Origin of the sequence: Collinsella sp. CLA-ER-H10, from assembly GCF_040092475.1 — a bacterium.
In the GTDB taxonomy this organism is placed as follows: Bacteria; Actinomycetota; Coriobacteriia; order Coriobacteriales; family Coriobacteriaceae; genus Collinsella.
In genome coordinates this window covers 110683-127055 of sequence record NZ_JBBNLM010000002.1, presented here as the reverse complement: position 1 = coordinate 127055, position 16373 = coordinate 110683, and the positions used below count along the sequence as shown (strand labels likewise).

At 59.3% G+C, this 16373-nt stretch carries 11 protein-coding genes; 9 read left to right on the top strand and 2 right to left on the bottom strand.

Annotated elements, in window-relative coordinates; translation table 11 throughout:
• Positions 1-64 precede the first annotated feature (64 nt).
• Positions 65-913: a MerR family transcriptional regulator gene (locus tag AAAX36_RS02025; protein ID WP_216596227.1), complete on the bottom strand. Its 849-nt coding sequence runs from the start codon at positions 911-913 to the stop codon at positions 65-67.
• Positions 914-967: 54 nt separating this feature from the next.
• Positions 968-2314, bottom strand: a complete 1347-nt coding sequence (locus tag AAAX36_RS02020; protein WP_349073822.1) for an MATE family efflux transporter — start codon at positions 2312-2314, stop codon at positions 968-970.
• 317 nt (positions 2315-2631) lie between these two features.
• Here AAAX36_RS02020 and AAAX36_RS02015 point away from each other — a divergent pair, with 317 nt between their 5' ends.
• The 9 genes from AAAX36_RS02015 to AAAX36_RS01975 all read left to right on the top strand — a co-directional run bounded on the left by AAAX36_RS02015 (position 2632) and on the right by AAAX36_RS01975 (position 16015).
• Complete coding sequence (locus tag AAAX36_RS02015) at positions 2632-3669, top strand: hypothetical protein (RefSeq protein ID WP_349073821.1); 1038 nt, start codon at positions 2632-2634, stop codon at positions 3667-3669.
• A gap of 233 nt (positions 3670-3902) precedes the next feature.
• A complete protein-coding gene (gene moaA, locus AAAX36_RS02010) occupies positions 3903-4958 on the top strand; it encodes a GTP 3',8-cyclase MoaA (protein WP_349073820.1) in 1056 nt (351 codons plus the stop codon).
• Between the two features lie 4 nt (positions 4959-4962).
• A complete protein-coding gene (mobB, locus tag AAAX36_RS02005; RefSeq protein WP_349073819.1) occupies positions 4963-6267 on the top strand; it encodes a molybdopterin-guanine dinucleotide biosynthesis protein B in 1305 nt (434 codons plus the stop codon).
• 107 nt (positions 6268-6374) lie between these two features.
• Entirely contained in the window at positions 6375-7661 is a 1287-nt protein-coding gene (locus AAAX36_RS02000) for an MFS transporter (protein ID WP_349073818.1), read from the top strand.
• A gap of 217 nt (positions 7662-7878) precedes the next feature.
• The gene (locus AAAX36_RS01995; protein ID WP_195568414.1) at positions 7879-8700 is read left to right on the top strand and encodes an HAD family hydrolase; all 822 of its coding nucleotides are present in this window, start codon (positions 7879-7881) and stop codon (positions 8698-8700) included.
• Positions 8701-9205: 505 nt separating this feature from the next.
• Complete coding sequence (locus AAAX36_RS01990; protein ID WP_195625159.1) at positions 9206-9412, top strand: hypothetical protein; 207 nt, start codon at positions 9206-9208, stop codon at positions 9410-9412.
• 125 nt (positions 9413-9537) lie between these two features.
• Positions 9538-12519 carry a SpaA isopeptide-forming pilin-related protein gene (locus AAAX36_RS01985; RefSeq protein WP_195625158.1) on the top strand — a complete coding sequence of 994 codons (2982 nt, stop codon included), beginning with the start codon at positions 9538-9540 and terminating at the stop codon, positions 12517-12519.
• Positions 12512-14182 (top strand): isopeptide-forming domain-containing fimbrial protein, encoded by a 1671-nt coding sequence (locus tag AAAX36_RS01980; RefSeq protein WP_349073817.1) that lies wholly within the window; start codon positions 12512-12514, stop codon positions 14180-14182. The genes AAAX36_RS01985 and AAAX36_RS01980 overlap by 8 nt, the downstream gene beginning before the upstream one ends.
• A gap of 114 nt (positions 14183-14296) precedes the next feature.
• Positions 14297-16015 (top strand): isopeptide-forming domain-containing fimbrial protein, encoded by a 1719-nt coding sequence (locus AAAX36_RS01975; protein WP_349073816.1) that lies wholly within the window; start codon positions 14297-14299, stop codon positions 16013-16015.
• The last annotated feature ends 358 nt before the right edge of the window (positions 16016-16373 follow it).

Below are 16373 nucleotides of genomic sequence, written 5' to 3'. Positions count from 1 at the left end.
GACATCGATAACCAAATTGAAGATCCGCCCGGAAAGCATGATTGAACTGCCTTCCGGGCGGATCTTATTTGGACGGGGCAACGGGCACCGTGATCTGCGTCACATAGGTCGCGGGGTCGTCGCTGATGATGTCGTCGATCAGGGCGATCTCGCGCGAAGTCCCGGCAGGCGCCAGGTTGTGCTCGCGCATATAGCCGAGCAACTGCTCATAGCGCGGGGCTGCTTGCCCGTGCGTGCCGCGGAAGCTTATGGTCAGGCACCGCGCGGCGGGCCGCGTCTCGACGTCGCCCAAGTACTCATCGGTGTCATCGAGCAGCAGAAAGACTTCGTCGTAGCCGTCAAAGTCGCCGGCGGTCAGGCGCTCGGCGCTAATCCCAACGCCTAAGTTGCCCAGGAAGACAAAGGTCTCGTGCTGACCCTTCTGCAGTTGACGAATTTGCCACTCCAGCGCATAGGCGTCGGTAGGGTTGACGCGTTCGCGCAACACGGCGCAGCGAAGCTCGGGCGCATCGATTGTGCAAATGCTATCGAGCTCGGTGTTCAAAGCATCGTGAAGTAGGGCAAGCCGGTTATCGATTTTGCGCGACACGCGCTCGAGCTCGCGGCGCTTGCGCTCGATGAGCTCCTGCTGCTGAGCTAGCTGCCGCTGCATAAGGTTCACATCGCGCGTGGTCACAAACTCACGGATTTGCGCGAGCGGCAAGTCGAGAACACGCAGGTGGCTGATGGTGTTGAGGGTGGAGAGCTGCCGCGATCCGTAGTAGCGGTACCCGCTTGCCGGATCGATGTACGCCGGGTCCAGCAAGCCCATCTGCTCGTAATGACGTAGCGTCCCAACGCTCAGGTTAAACAGGCGCGCCACCTCGCCAATGCGGAGCAGGCCCTCAGTATGTTCACTTGGCGTGTCGGTCACAGGACCGCTCCTTTCAATAGGGTCGGGGAGGGGCGCCAGACTCGCGTTGTCCCGCTACGCTGCCAACTTGTCAAAAGCTCCGCGTCGGTTGAGCACGGTAAACGCGACAATACAGATGACTGCCGACAAAATCGATCCGCACGGCGAAGCGATGCCCATAGGAAACAACGTATCGGAATAGGCGTTCGACAGCAGCCACGCGCCCGGCACGCGAATGAGCGCCACGGCCAGTACGTTGTGCGCAAAGCCGATGTAGCTCTTGCCGTATGCAGCGAAAAAGCCACTAAAGCAAATGTGGATGCCGGCAAAAATCGCGTCGAAAATGTAGCTGCGCATATAACCGGTACCGGCGGCGACTACTGCAGCGTCCTTGGCAAAAAAGCCGATAAACGCCGGTGCCACCAGCCACATCAGCACTGTGATCAGGCAGCCGTACACTACCGAGATGGTCATTGCGTCCTTGAGCACCTGACGCGCGCGATCGCCCTTGCCCGCGCCGGCGTTTTGCGCCGTGAGCGCGCTGACGGTGGCGCCCATGGAGCTCGGCACAATGAACAAGAAGCTGATCATCTTCTCGACCAGGCCCACGGCGGCGGCGTCGACGAGCCCTCGGTGGTTGGCGATGACGGTGATAAACATAAACGCCACCTGGATGCAGCCGTCCTGCACGGCCACAGGCACGCCGATCTTAAGAATGCTGCCGAGCACCTCGGGCTGGGGGCGCAGGTCGCTACGCTTAACGTGGATGTTCGTGCGATGGCTCTTAAGCCACACGAGCGCGAGGGCAACGCTGGCCGTCTGCGCGGTCACCGTGCCGAGCGCCGCGCCCACGGGGCCGAGCCCCATGTGGCCGATAAACAGAAAATCGAGCGCGATGTTGATGATGCATGCCACGCCGATCACGTACATAGGCGAGCGCGAATCGCCCAGCCCGCGAAAGATGGCCGAAAGAATGTTGTACGCGGCGATAAACGGAATGCCCATAAAGCAGATACGCAGGTAGGCGGCGGTTCCTTCGACCGCCTCGGCCGGCGTGCCAATGAGCGCCACGATTTGCGGGCACAGTGCGAGCAGGACAGCGGCCAGCACCACCGAGACGCCCATAAAGAGCGTAATGGTGTTGCCGATGGCGGTCTCGGCGCGGTCGAAGCGGCGCGAACCCACGGCGTGGCCGACGATGACCGTCGTTCCCATGGCTAGACCCACGAGCGTCACGGTAATGATATAGAGCGTCTGCGCACCATTGCCCACGGCGGTGATGCCGGCGGCGCCGCTAAACTGCCCCATCATGTACAGGTCGGCCATGCCGTAGAGCATCTGCAAAAAGTACGAGAGCATATAAGGCAGGGCAAAGACCGCGATGGTCTTAAGGACATTGCCGCGTGTGAGGTCGTGTTCCATGGGCGGGGCTTTCTGGCTGGGTTCGTTTACGTACCAGTGTAGTGAAAACCCTACAACGATTGTAGAGTCAAGGTTTGTGTTGGCAGTGGGGCGAAAATAGTCACGCTCCAAGCACGATGCTTTGACCCCTCCGCGCCCCTCACCTCGCCTCAAACCATCACAACATTCGATGTTTTTTGCCAAAAACGGGAAAAGCATCGAATGTTGTGATGGTTTTTCTGCCACTCGACCGGGTGGAATCGCTTTCTTGCGCGCGAAGGTGTGCGAACCCGTGAGCAGGGGAATAAGGTTGGTTATCCGACTCCATTGGAGGGCTCATGGACCTGCCGATCGTCCTGTCCCATAAGACTGCCTGGCTGTACCACAACGTGGCGCGCCCGTCCGAGCCGCTCTCGCGAGCAAGCAGCCTATACGATGAGGACTCGCTTGCTAACGAGGCGGAGCCGACCGCGAGCCTGCCCAAACTGGGACTCGATGCCAAGGGGCTGAGGGCTTCAACGGCAGTTGGGATCGTTACCGACTATCTGGTTTCGCTCGGTATTCCACGAGAAGAGCTCGATCATATCGACACGCTCGTCAACTTCGATTTTGAGCGTTCGACGCCGGCTGGATTTAGGTGTCACGTATTTGGGGCGCCGATACCTCCAGGCCATCTTATCGAGGTGGCAGAGGGCCTTCTGGTGGTTGATGAGGTCATGTGTTTTGTCCAAGCGGGTTCGTGGATGAGCGAGCCCGAGCAGCTGGAATATGGCTACGAAATCTGTGCCCGATACCATTTGAATCATCTGTCGACAGGCGATTATATTGAGATGGGGCAGAGGTATACCGTTGCCGATTTGATTGCTTATTGCAATGAGAACCGATCTCGTCAGGGGGCTATACGCGCGGCCGCCGTGCTCAAGCGCGTGCACGATGGCGCGCGTTCGCCCATGGAGACGGCCACCGCAATCATGGTCGTAGCAAAACGTTCCCAGGGAGGGCTGGGATACGCCAAGATTGAGCTCAACCATCGGGTCGATGTTCCCAGCGAGTTCAAGTATCTCGCAAAGGCCGGGTATTTCGAGATCGACGTATATGCGCCTGCGAGCGGTACGGGGATTGAATACAACGGCTCGGACCATCTTGATAAACAGCGCAGTGCGTCGGATGCGGAGCGCATGACCGTGCTGAGCGCGCTGGGCTTTAGGATGATCGTCCTCACCGGGACTCAGTTTGCCCACCAGCTGCAATTGCACCGGGCGATGAACGCCATCGCGCTCGCTATGGGCCTTAAGTGCGACCGAAGCGAGACATTCCAGAAACGTCAGAACGACCTGCGAGAGTTCGTGATTCGACACTGGGACGGCGGCCTTTAGGGGTGCTTTGGTCCTTCTACGGGGCGCTGCGGCAGGCAAACCATCACAACATTCGACGTTTTTTTGCCAAAAACGGGAAAAGCATCGAATGTTGTGATGGTCTGTGTTGAGGATGGGCTTGGAAAGTCCGTTTTGCTCGAAGCGACCTGTCCTGTCGTACGGGTGTCGGCATGATTCTCTCGTGGGGTATTATGTTTTCCGAAGAATAAAACGCCGCGTGAGAGGAGGGCTGCGTGGACGGGCACGTGCAACATGACGGCTTTGGCCGCGATATCAACTACCTGCGCATTGCCGTTACCGACAAGTGCAATTTCCGCTGCATTTACTGCATGCCGGCCGATGGCGTGGCGCCCCGCGCGCACGACGAGTTGCTCAGCGCCGAGGAAATCGCCCGCTTTGTGCGCCTGGTGGCGGGAGAGGGCATTCGCCGCGTGCGCCTGACGGGCGGCGAGCCGCTGGTCAGCCGCCGTATCATCCCACTCATTCGCGACATCCGCGCGATTCCGCAGATCGAGGACATCTCGCTTACCACCAACGGCGCCCTGCTGCCCAAGCTGGCGTCGCAGCTTAAAGATGCCGGGCTTAACCGCGTCAACATTTCGCTCGACACACTCGATCCTACGCTCTTTGGAAAGATCACGCGCCTGGGTCGGCTCGAGCAGACCATGGCTGGCATCGACGCGGCGCTGGCTTGGGGCTTTGAGCCCGTTAAGGTCAACTGCGTTGTTGTGCGCCGGCTCAACCAGGATGTGGCGGCCCTCGCACGACTGACCGTCGACCGCCCCATCCACCTGCGCTTTATCGAATACATGCCCATCGGCGACGAGCACACGAGCTCGCATTGCGCTGTGGACCCGCATGCGCCCGCGCTCAATCCCGAGCTGTGGGACGTGAGCGATACCGTGCCGAGCGACGAGCTGCGGGCGCGCATCAATGCCGGGGCCACCGCGGCGGGACTGGGCGAGCTCGAGCCGCTCGACATCAACGACGCTCCTGCTGGTGCGGGCCCTGCGCGCTATTGGCACTTTCCGGGTGCGGCGGGAACGGTTGGCTTCATCAGCGCCATGTCCAACCATTTTTGCGCGAATTGCAACCGTCTGCGCCTGACGGCCGATGGCAACGTGCGTCCGTGCCTGTTTAGCGATGCCGAGTATTCGGTGCGTGAGGCGCTGCGCCGTGGTGATGATATGCAGGTACTTTCGATTTGGCGCGATGCCGTGGCCCACAAACCGCAGGAACACGCGATAATTGAGGGCACGCAACGATTTATGTCCCAAATCGGAGGATGATCATATGGCCAAGAGCAGGTACGCCGATGCCACCAAGGCCGCTCGCAGGGCCGCGATGTCTGCCCACAAAGCCACGGCTGCGGCGAATGCTGGTAACGCCGACGCGTCCGCGCAGCCGTCTGCCAGCGCTGCCACCGAGCCCGCCCGCGACGCCCGTCGTGACGAGTTGACGCACGTGGACGCCAAGGGCGAGGTACGCATGGTTGACGTGTCCGACAAGGCCGAGACCCATCGCATTGCCATCGCCGAGGGTACCATCCTCATGCATCCCGAGACGCAGGCCATGGTGCTGCAGGACCGCGCCAAAAAGGGCGACGTGCTTGCCTGCGCGCGCGTGGCGGGCATCATGGCCATCAAACGCACGAGCGACATCATCCCCATGTGCCATCCGCTGCTCATTACCAAGAGCAAGTGCGACATTGCGCCCATCGCTTCGGCGGGGACGCCGGCCGAGGACGTGCCCGAGGGCTGGGCGCCGGCGCGCGCGGACGGGCAGGTTGGCTTTCACGTACTGGTTACGGCCGGCGTGACGGGCAAGACGGGTATCGAGATGGAGGCCCTGACCGGCGCGAGTGCCGCGTGTCTGACCATCTACGACATGTGCAAGGCCGTCGATCGCGGCATGGAGATCGTCGACGTGCGCCTGCTGCACAAGGAGGGCGGCCGCTCGGGCATGTGGGATCGTGCCGAGCGTCAGGCCGCTGCTGTTGAGGCCGTGGCCGCTGACGGTGCCACACTCACAAGCGCGCCCGTCGCCGTCGCGCCCGTAGCTCCTACTCCGGCTGTCCCCGCGATCGCGTTTATCGGCTACCAAAACTCGGGCAAGACCACGCTCGTCGAGAAGGTCATTGCCGAGCTCACCCGCCGCGGCCTGCGCGTGGGTTCGCTCAAGCATCACGGGCACCACGGCTTTGATATCGATGTGCCCGCTAAGGACACCTGGCGTCATCACCAGGCCGGATCCAAGCACGTGGGCCTCATCTGCGCCACGCGCTGGGCGGAGTACGCCGACACGCGTGAGGAGGACGAGATGCCCGCGCGCGAGCTGCTGTCGCGTTACAACGATGTCGACGTGGTGATCATCGAGGGCTACAAGACCGAGGGCTTCGACAACATCGTCGTCGCGCGCTCCGGTGTCGACCGTCTGCGCGGCAAGAGCTCGCTCGACCTGGTCGACGGTCACACGCTGGCCCTTGCCTGCAACGAAGCCCTGGCGCGTCAGGCCTTCGACGCCGGCTTTGCGACCCGAGCCATCAACATCAACGACGCCCGAGCCATCTGCGATCTGATCCAAGATCATCTAGCCTAAAACCTGCCAAAAAGGGACAGGTTTAATTTGGCAGGTTTTATCTGGGCAAACGTCATTTACGGTGGCGAATGCCCGCCGCCCGTATTCGTATGAAACAAGGAGTCTCCATGCTCGCCTTTCTTTTCTCAAAGCCTCGATCATCGCTGTCCGTGCAGGCCAAGCGCCTGGTGGCGATGCGCTTTCTCATCTACACCGGTTTTCAGACCAGCTACTTTATCGGCGTCATCGGAACGCTCACCTATGCAGACGACGCTTCGGTTGTGGCGACATCGCTGGCCGTCCTGTTTATGAACGTATTCGTGATCTTGGGATCCTTTGCGGGTGGCGCTGCGCTCGACGCCTGGGGCCCGCGCCGTCATTTCTTGCTGAGCATCGTGGGCACGCTGGCAACCGGCGCGGCGATCATTGCCTTTGGCAGCGCGACCGGAACAGTCCTTGCCGGCGCGGTGCTCCTGGGCTTTGTGATGGGGTTCGCCCAACCCATCGCCACATCCTATCCAGCCTACCTCACTGACGACCCCGTCGAGCTCAAAGACATCAACTCCGCCATAACCATGTTCTCCAACGTGAGCATTATCGTCGGCCCCACACTGGGCGGCTTTGTCGCGGCGGCTGCGTCGTCGCGCGCGGTGTTCGTGCTCATGATGCTCTTTACCGTACTGGCGCTCGTCGCCGGTTGGGGCTTTAGGCCAAGTGCGGGTCAGGCCGCCACGCACGAAGGCAAACCCGCGATCGGTGACATCACATCGGACAAGGCCGGCCAAAGCCCCGACCCCGGCACATCCACCCGCGCTACCTTCGCGGCCAGCATCAAGACAGTCTTCACCAACAGCGTCCTCGCCCTACTGTTCTGCATCATCTTCCTCTCGAACTTTGGCTACGGTGCCTTCGATCCGCTGGAGTCGTTCTTCTACCGCGATGTCCTGCGCGTCGGTGTCGAGTGGATGGGCTGGTTCTCGTCGGCCAGCGGCGTGGGCGCGGTGCTGGGCGCCGTGGTCGCGCTACGCTTGCCGCCGCACCTGGTCAACCTTAAAACCCTGCTCGTGGCGCTCATGTCCGTGGGCCTGGGAAGTTTGCTCTATGTGGGGACACCGTACGTGGGTGTAGCCCTCGTCGGCCAGATTGCACTGGGCATAGCTTGGGGCATCGTCAACCCGCTCCACAACACGATCGTGCAAACGACGGCCCCGCTCGAGCAGCTCGGTCGCGTCAACTCGGTCATGGGTTTTGGCAACATGTTCGCCGGCGTGGCCCCGCTGGCAATTGCCCCATGGCTGGCGGCGACATTTGGCGTGCAGCAGACGCTCGTTGGTGCGGGCATGGTCGTGACGGCAGTTCCTGCGGCGTTGCTGCTGTTTGGCCGCTGGCACTTGGACCGTGCCGCAAAGCAGTAAAAACCATCACAACATTCGATGAAAATCGCGATTTTGCCGAATAACGTCGAATGTTGTGATGGTTTGCGCCCCGGGTCCGGCCACCCTTCGGGTTCGGCCGCCACAAAGGGGGCAGGCACCTTTGTGGCGATTGGGTCCCAACGGCCCGTGCCTTGGTATACCATGTACGCCGCTCACGAATACACCCCACACCGCCGCACAACCCAGAAAGGCCCCCATGGACACCACCTTCAGCCACATCAAAGCCGTGTTCTGCGATATCGACGGCACGCTGCTCACGAGCCAGCACACGGTGTCCCCGCGCACCGTGGCGGCGATCCGCGCCCTGCGCGAGCGCGGCGTGCTCTTTGGCCTGTGCACCGGGCGCGACGCCCATGCGACCGAGGCCATGTACGAGCTCTGGGGCATCGAAGGCCTGGTGGACGTGCTCGTGGGCTGCGGTGGCGCCGAGGTCATCGACCGCGCGCACGACATCAACGAGCTGAGCTATCCGCTGCCGGGCGAGACCATCGCGCGCATCTGCAAGCACATGGCGGACCTTCCGGCAACGCCCGTCTGCCCCCGAGACGGCGTGTTCTACGTGCCCGAGAGCAACGCGTGCGTCGAGCACCTGTCGCGCGTCGACGGCGTTCCCTACCAGGTGGTCGATTTTGCCGAGTTTTTGCGCGAGCCGCAGCCCAAGGTGATGTTTACCATGGCGCCCGAGGTAATGCCGCGGGTGATTGAGCGGGCGTCGACGTTTGCCGATAGCACCGTTAAGGCAGCGGCCCTGCAGACCACGCAGCGGCTCTACGAGTTCATGGATCCGCGCGTGTCCAAGACGCGCGGCCTTGTACGCGTGGCGGAGCTCAACGACATGGAGCTCCAGGACATCTGCGTGTTTGGCGATGCGGACAACGACACCTGCATGGTGGCCGACGCCGGCGTGGGCGTGGCCATGGCAAACGGCAGCGACGCCACCCGGGCCGCCGCCGACTTTGTAACCGCGAGTAACGACAAAGACGGCATCGCGATCTTTATCGAGGAGCATCTGCTGTAGCGCTGGGGGAGAACCACCGCAAAAGGGAGCAGGCCCCTTTGCGGTAGCCTCAGGCGATTTGGGCGAATTGATGCCTAAAAACTGCGCGCAAATTCAAATTTGGTTGTATGAACATCTCGCTTCTAACTACCGATGGGTTAAAGATATTCCCACCAATTTGGTAGTCTATTCCTCCCGGTTGATGACCTACCGCTCACGGTCGATTTTCAACCGTTCACAGGATGTTTACTCTTGAGCAAAATGTTGTGCAAATAAATAAAATGCTATTAAAAAATGATAGGCAACTAAATTAACAGCAGAAATAAAAACTAAATAGCGAATAAACGAAGGTAAATCCGAGCAAATGTCAAGAGAATTGAGAATTCGCTACAAAACTATCGGTATTTTTGCTTAGATGTTCGAACAATCGTTACAATATGTACAATAAGCGTGTGCAATTACAGATTGCGCAGATACGTTTGATAGGGAAAGAGCGAGATCGCGGTCTCTTGGGGAGGAGACATCGATGAAAGCGAATTCGGACAAATTTAAGCAGAGTAATAAAGCGACGCGCCGTGTACTGGCAGGCGTTTTGTGCGGAGCCTCCGTTTTGAGCCTGGTACTGTCGCTCGTCATGCCTCCGATCTCGCAGGCCATTGCCAACGACGCCCAGACAGATTCTACCGAGGAAACTGTGATGGGGGGGGTTCCTCAAGTGAGTCCGCTGCTGTAGATAACACCAGCGAGGATGCCGAAAACCAGAATAGCGACGAGACCAATGGCGGCGAGGCTGGCTCTTCAAATAGTGCTGAGCAGGCTCAGAGTGCGAATGCGGCTTCAGCGAGAGCGACGGCCACCGTGGAGAAGGGAATTTATGTTCCCACGTCTATCGGTATCGGTACGAATATCGATGTCTCCACCCCCGATCCCGGCGTGGCCACCTACGTCGGCCGCGACATGTATATCGGTGGTAAGCCGAGCGACACTAGTAATCTTGATGCGAAGAACGCCCCCACCGGCTCATATGCCGCTGAGGCGGAGGGCCTTACCTTGGTCCGTGGCAAGCTTGCCATGAATCCAGTCAAAGAGAGCTGGCCCTATCAATCAATTGGTGCTGGTTTCCGCTTTGGCACCGTTGGTTTTGGTTCCCAGTTCCGTCCTGTCGCCGGCAGCACCGTGCTTGCGGTGGCCGGAATTAAAAGTGCGATCACCAAGATGAGCGTTGGTTATAGCGGCGACTCGCCGGAGACGACTACCGTTGGCGCTTGGAAGAAAGGCGCTTGGGTCGGACGGCAGAAATCTTCTGAGGGCGCGACTCCTTCCGGCTTTGCCTACACTGCGCAGATCGCAGGCCCCATCACATACTGGCGCGATAACAATGAACGCCAATCCGTGGTGACAACGCAGGGTAATTGGTACGAGGGCAAGAACTCTCAGGAAAGCAACCTGTTCAATCAAACTGTTGATTTGACTAATGTCAACAATAACGATTATTCGAGCTACAACGGTGAAGATGGGTACCTCTCGAAGCTATCGAAACAGCTCAACTCGTTTGCAAATACCGGCACGCTCGAGGTTGGTTTCGCGAGCAATCACAACAACTACGTAATCAACAAGTACGACAAGACGGATTGTAATTATGGCCTGGTGTTTGATGAGTCGTATAAGACCATATATTCGGACTGCGCCGATACGTCGCTCAATGGTAAGAAATTCAAGAATAGCGAGCGTCTTATCACGTTTAAGGGCGACAACACCTCTATGCAGCAGGTGTTCACCATCGATGCTTCTCAGCTGAGCAATACATACAACAACGAGTATTATCGTGGCGTTGATTTCGCATTCGAGGGCATTCCCAAGGGCGCCTCGGTTGTTGTGAACGTTACCGGACCTTCGAATATTGAGTTTCACAATGGCTGGCGCTTTTGGTGGAACGGTACCGAGATTTCGCGTGGTTACGAAACTCAATATTCCGGCAAGGAGCTGGGCGAGGCATACGCGACGGCTTCCCAGTCCATCATGTGGAACTTTGTCGATACGCAAAGCCTTACCATTCGAGGCGGCATCGCGGGAGAAAACCGCGCGGACTGGGGATACGGCGGCACAGCCACCGGTGCCAAGTGGACTGACGACGATCCTGCGGCGGCTATGATCGGATCGATTCTCGTTCCCAACGGAAGTTTCGACGACCATGTGACTACCAACGGCCGCGTTTATGTGGGCGTCGATTTCTCAATGAACAGCCCGAAGGTTGCCGCAGCATTTGGTGAGGGTAACTCGGCTTCCGTCATCGATATGGATCAGGAGCGTCACAACTTCCCGTGGTCTGGGTCGTATACGCCCGACGGCTCCGCCGTTGCGTGGAGCAAGGTCGATGCGGCGAACGGCAACACGTCGCTTCCTGGTTCCTCGTGGGCTATCTATGGTTCTGTCGAGAATGCTGTCGCGGGCAAGGACGCTATCGTGACGGTGACTGACGGTGGCGCAAATGATTACGCTTCGGGTGATGGCAAGCTTCAGTTCAACTATCTGAACCAGAAGGCAAACATCGGCAATTCCAACGATACCAACTACTTCACGTATTACATCAAAGAGGAGACGGCGCCGGCTGGCTACCAGAAGTCAGACACCATCTACTATGCCACTATGAACAATACTGGCGAGAAGCCGAACTACGTTCAGGGTTACGTGGATGAGAACGGCAAAAATGTTCCGTTCGAGAATAACCCCACAGGTGCCATTCCCAACACCAAGATCATCACCGGTACGGTGTCTTGGACCAAGGTGGGGGAGGGCGACACAAAACACACTCCTTTGGCTGGTTCTGAGTGGAAACTCACCAAGACTAATGACGCCGATGGTGCGGCCGTTAACCAGTCCTGGACCGTGAGAGATCAGGTGAGCGACCAGTCGACTTCGAGCGATACCACGTGGGTAGACACCGACACCGCGCCTGGCAAGTTCAAGCTCGAGGGCCTGCTGCCGGGCACGTACACGCTTGTTGAGACCCAGGCTCCGTTTGGCTACGAACTGAACAAGAACACCTACAAGTTCACGGTGGACAGCACAAACGGCTCCATTACGTGGAAAGAGAACGAGCAGCTGAGCATCGATAGTGGCACTACGTACATCTCCGACAAGTGCAGTGCTACGTCCGTGAAGATCCCGGTGACCAAATCCGTTCGCAATACGGATTGGCCGAAGGATGCTGACGACAACTATGTGCCGTTCGAGTTCAGCGTTGTGGCTACGGGTGACTATGCAGCCAAAGCCCCCATGCCCGAAGCGCCCAAGATTTCTGTTGCCCCAAAGGCAGGGGAGACCGATGCCGCCAAGCTCAACAACATCACGGCGACCTTTGGCGCCATGACGTTCAACAAGTCGCACCTGTCCACTGAAGCAGGCACCAATAAAGATTACGCCAAGACCTACACCTACACGGTGAAGGAGGTCGCGCCTACCACCGGTGCCATCGATAAGCTCCGCTACTCCAAGGCCGAGTACCAGGTTGCCGTCACGGTGAAGGCCGTCATGAATGAGACCACTGGCAAGTACACCGGTCTTACCACCTCTACCACCGTTACGCAGATGAAGGACGACATGGGCAACACCCTTGGCAAGAACGGGCAGGGCGTCGCGGTTCAAACCTCCGCCGGTGCGGACCCAACCATCATTCCCGTCTCCACCTTCACCAACACCTACTCCACCTCTTTGCCCCTTTCTGGTATGTCGGGCGTCACTCTGACGTACCTTGCCGGCGCGGCGGTGCTTTGCGCTGCTGCGGCCTGGATGCACATTCGTCGCAAGGCGAATGCGAAGGGAGGCGAGCGTCGTGAATAAGAAAGTTTGCTCCTTCCCGATCTTGTTTGCGCTGCTTGCCCTCCTGATCGGCACCTGCGCGGTTGTGTTCCCCGCATCCGCGCAGGCCGCGCCGACCTCGACCGGTTCCATCACGGTGAGCGGCACCGTGGCGAGCAGCTACGACGCCTACCAGATCTTTAGCGCCAACGTCGTCGACGGCGACAACGACGCCAAGATCGCCACCGACCTCGCCTGGGCAAGCGACGCCGCGCGCGACGCCGTTCTGCCCGTGCTGCACAGCGCCGGCATGCCCAATTCCCAGACCACCGCGCAGGAAGCTGCCGAGTGGCTCAACACCGATTCCCACCTTACGAGCGCGCTGAGCGCACAGCTCGCTCGTTCCCTCCAGAGCTCTGACGCCGAGTCCGTGGCCCTTAATGCGGGCACGGCGGCCGAGCTGCCCTGCGGCTACTGGCTCATCGTCGCCGACGACGACGCCATCGCCCAGGGCGAGGCCGGCACCGCGCCGATCATGGCCCTGGTGGGCGGCAGCGCCGTCGCCGTCAAGCCCAAGGCCGCGACGCCCAAGGTCAAAAAGCATGTGCTGGAGGACAGCACCGCCGCATGGCAGAAGGCCGCCGACGCCACGGTCGCCGACGACCTGTACTGGCGCCTCTCGGCCACGGTCCCGTCGGGGCTCACGGCCTACGACACCTATACGGTGCGGTTCGTCGACACCATGAGCGTGGGGCTCGACCCCTCCAAGGTCGCCGCGAGCATGCGCGTGTACGTGGCGGCGGGCGCGGACGGCGGCTTCGACGCCGTCTCGGCCGGCAAGGACGGCCGCGCCGGCACCGAGCCCGCGCAGGGCTGGACCGACATCACAGCCCAGTGCGCCACCAAGGTAGCGGCCGACGGCAAGACCTTCACCGTGCGCACCGGCGACCTCATCGCCGCGCTCGGCGGGACCGAAGCCTTTACCGCGGGCGCCCGCGTGGTCGCCGTGTACAACGCGCCGCTCAACAGCGCGTGCAACCACGGCATCGCGAAGGGCAACCCCAACGAGGTCTACCTGCGCTACCCGCGTTCTCCCTTTGCCGACCAGTCCGGCGATGCCGGCTTTACCCGCACGCCGAGCGACGATGCGTGCGCCTACACCTGGGATCTCGCGCTCACCAAGCGCGGCAGCGACGGCGACAAGCCGCTCGCCGGGGCGGTCCTGAGCTTCGCCGACGACCGCGGCCGTACGCTGGCGGCCGACGGCACGTGGGATGCGGAGGGCAAGGCCACCGTCACCACGGGCGAGGACGGCCGCGTGACCGTCTCGGGCGTGGACTCGGGCAAGCTGGAGGTCCGCGAGCTCAAGGCGCCCAAGGGCTACACCGCCTTTGAGGGCACGCGCTCCGTGACGGTCAAGGCCGAGGGTCTGGACGTCGAGCAGGTGGCCGCCGCCAAGCCCAAGCTCACCATCACGGCCGAGTCGCCCCTGCGCGCCGACAGCGCGGACGGGTCGACGGGCAGCTTGGAGGCGTCGCTCATCAACACGCCTACCGGCACACCCCCTAGCATTACCACCGGAGGCTTTATGCCCTCGACTGGCGATATGGCAATGTTCACCGCGGCCGCCGTTGCGGTCGCCGGAGCCGCGCTCATCGTGGTCGCGCTCCTGGTCAAGCGGGGAGGTGGCAGCCATAAAGAGTAGCTGGCAGCCCCACAGAGAGCGGGGCGAGACGTAGCGAAGCAGATGCTAAGACACAGACAGATGATGATCGATCGAATGAGTTACGAAGTAGAAAGCAGAGGAAAGAAGATGCACATGAACAAGAACATCGCACGCCTGGCAGTAACCGCCGGCCTCACAGCAGCGTTGAGCTTCGGCGGGGTTATGGCGCCGGTGACCATGGCGTTTGCAGCTGAGGGCGCGACGGCTCCGGCCAACAGCGTCACTATCAATAAAAACAATAAGAATGGCAATGTGACGTACAAGGCCTACCAGATTTTCGAGGCTGATGTCGTGGATGAGGATGGTAACTCCGATAAAGTCGTTTCCAATGTCGACTGGGCCGCAAATCTTAAGAATAATGAGCCGGCGAAGAATGCAATCATCACTGCTATCAAGGGCGCAACGAATGGCGAGAGCCTTCCTCCAAATCCTTCCGCTCAGAACATTGCCGACTGGTTGAGCGATAAAAATAATGTGAACACTTCTGCCAGCACGCGTCTTGACAGGGATCACGTCCTTAACAAGATAGCTAAAGCTATCATCGACAATAACATTGCTCAGACCGGCGCCTCATTCAAGGCGGGCGAGTCTTTTAATGCCCCGAGCAATGGCTACTATCTTTTTGTGACCGATGAAAGCTCGCTGAGCACTACCCAGGAGGCTAATGCGAACACTGGCACTTCGCCGATTTTCGCTGTTGTTGGTGGTAAGGGCGTGACTGTTGCAGAGAAGACCAATATTCCGACGATCAACAAGAAGATCCTTAACGACTCCGCCGAGAAGGAGGGTGGCTACACCGCCCAGGATGGGTGGAAGAACTTTGCTGACTCCCAGGTGGGTCAGGAGATAAGCTATAAACTTACCGGCACGATTGCAGACAACTACGCTACCTATGATTCCTATAGTTACAAGTTTACGGACACTCTTACGGAGGGTCTGACCTATGCTGGCGCGCTCGAGGTTTATGCGTTGAATGGTCAGAGCTATACCAAGATTAACAAGAATAGCTACACCGTAGCTGAGCCTGCTGAGGACAATAATAATGTACTGACGGTGACTTTTAATAATAAGGGTTTGAAGTCGGCTACCGCGGCTAATGATAACGACACACTCAATATCGATGCCGGCACTAAGATTGTTGTCTTCTACAAGGCCAAGCTCAATAGCAAGGCCAGCTATGAGGCTGCCGGTAATAAAAACGAAGTCTATCTCGAGTACTCCAATAACCCCATGGCTGAAGGCAGTGGTAAATCCGAGAGTAAAGTTGCGACGGACCACGTCTTCCGTCTCGATGTCACCAAGGTTGATAGCGTCGACAGCAGCAAGAAACTCAAAGCCGGTTTTAAGGTCAAGGTCGTTGCAAACGAGGATACCGCTTCCGTGGACAAGTGGCTCAAGCAGGACGGCAGCCTTACCAATTTGGAGAAAGATGCCTACGAGTTCATAACCGACGACAATGGCGAGGTCAAGATTCCGGGCCTCGATGCGGGTAAGTATCAGATTACCGAGACCACTACGCCCTCCAGCTACAACACCATCGCTCCGTTTAACATCACGGTTGATCCGAAGTACGATATTGATGGTACGCTGACGACGCTTACCGTCACCGACGACTCTGACATGGTGGACAAAGGTACTGTGACCGGTGCCGCAGCTTCCATCACCGTCAAGAACAAGAAGGGCTCTGGCCTTCCGCTGACCGGTCTTAACGGCGTGACCTTCACTTGGATCGCTGGTGGCGCGGTGCTGTGCATCGGCGTGGCTCACCTCATCCGCAGCCGTAAGCAGGCCGAGGAGTCCGAGCAGGAGTAACGCTCGCTCGCCCATCCCTTTGGCAGGTGGGATGTGATGGCCATGAGACTTGCGGACACTTTTTTCGTCCATCCACGTTCTTGCTTTGCCATTCTCTTTTCGGGGCAGACTCCGCACTGGAGTTTGCCCCGTTCTTTTGGGATAACGCAACCAGACTCCATTGCCCGATGGATCAAGCGTATGAATATCGAACAGATGTTTGCGATTATTGCGTTTACCAGCTGCGGGTGCATACGCTCGCAGTAAAATATCCTTGCGACGCATCCCGTGCGCGGGCGGCCGACGACTCGATCGGAGGTCCCCAAATGCTGAAATTCCTTAACGCGCTCGCCGCCCTCGCGACGGTGGGCACGTTCGT

Coding starts and splice junctions, on each gene's coding strand:
- AAAX36_RS02020 (WP_349073822.1), bottom strand. CDS start 2,314: ATGGAACACGACCTCACACGCGGCAATGTCCTTAAGACCATCGCGGTC.
- AAAX36_RS02015 (WP_349073821.1), top strand. CDS start 2,632: ATGGACCTGCCGATCGTCCTGTCCCATAAGACTGCCTGGCTGTACCAC.
- mobB (WP_349073819.1), top strand. CDS start 4,963: ATGGCCAAGAGCAGGTACGCCGATGCCACCAAGGCCGCTCGCAGGGCC.
- AAAX36_RS02000 (WP_349073818.1), top strand. CDS start 6,375: ATGCTCGCCTTTCTTTTCTCAAAGCCTCGATCATCGCTGTCCGTGCAG.
- AAAX36_RS01995 (WP_195568414.1), top strand. CDS start 7,879: ATGGACACCACCTTCAGCCACATCAAAGCCGTGTTCTGCGATATCGAC.
- AAAX36_RS01990 (WP_195625159.1), top strand. CDS start 9,206: ATGAAAGCGAATTCGGACAAATTTAAGCAGAGTAATAAAGCGACGCGC.
- AAAX36_RS01975 (WP_349073816.1), top strand. CDS start 14,297: ATGAACAAGAACATCGCACGCCTGGCAGTAACCGCCGGCCTCACAGCA.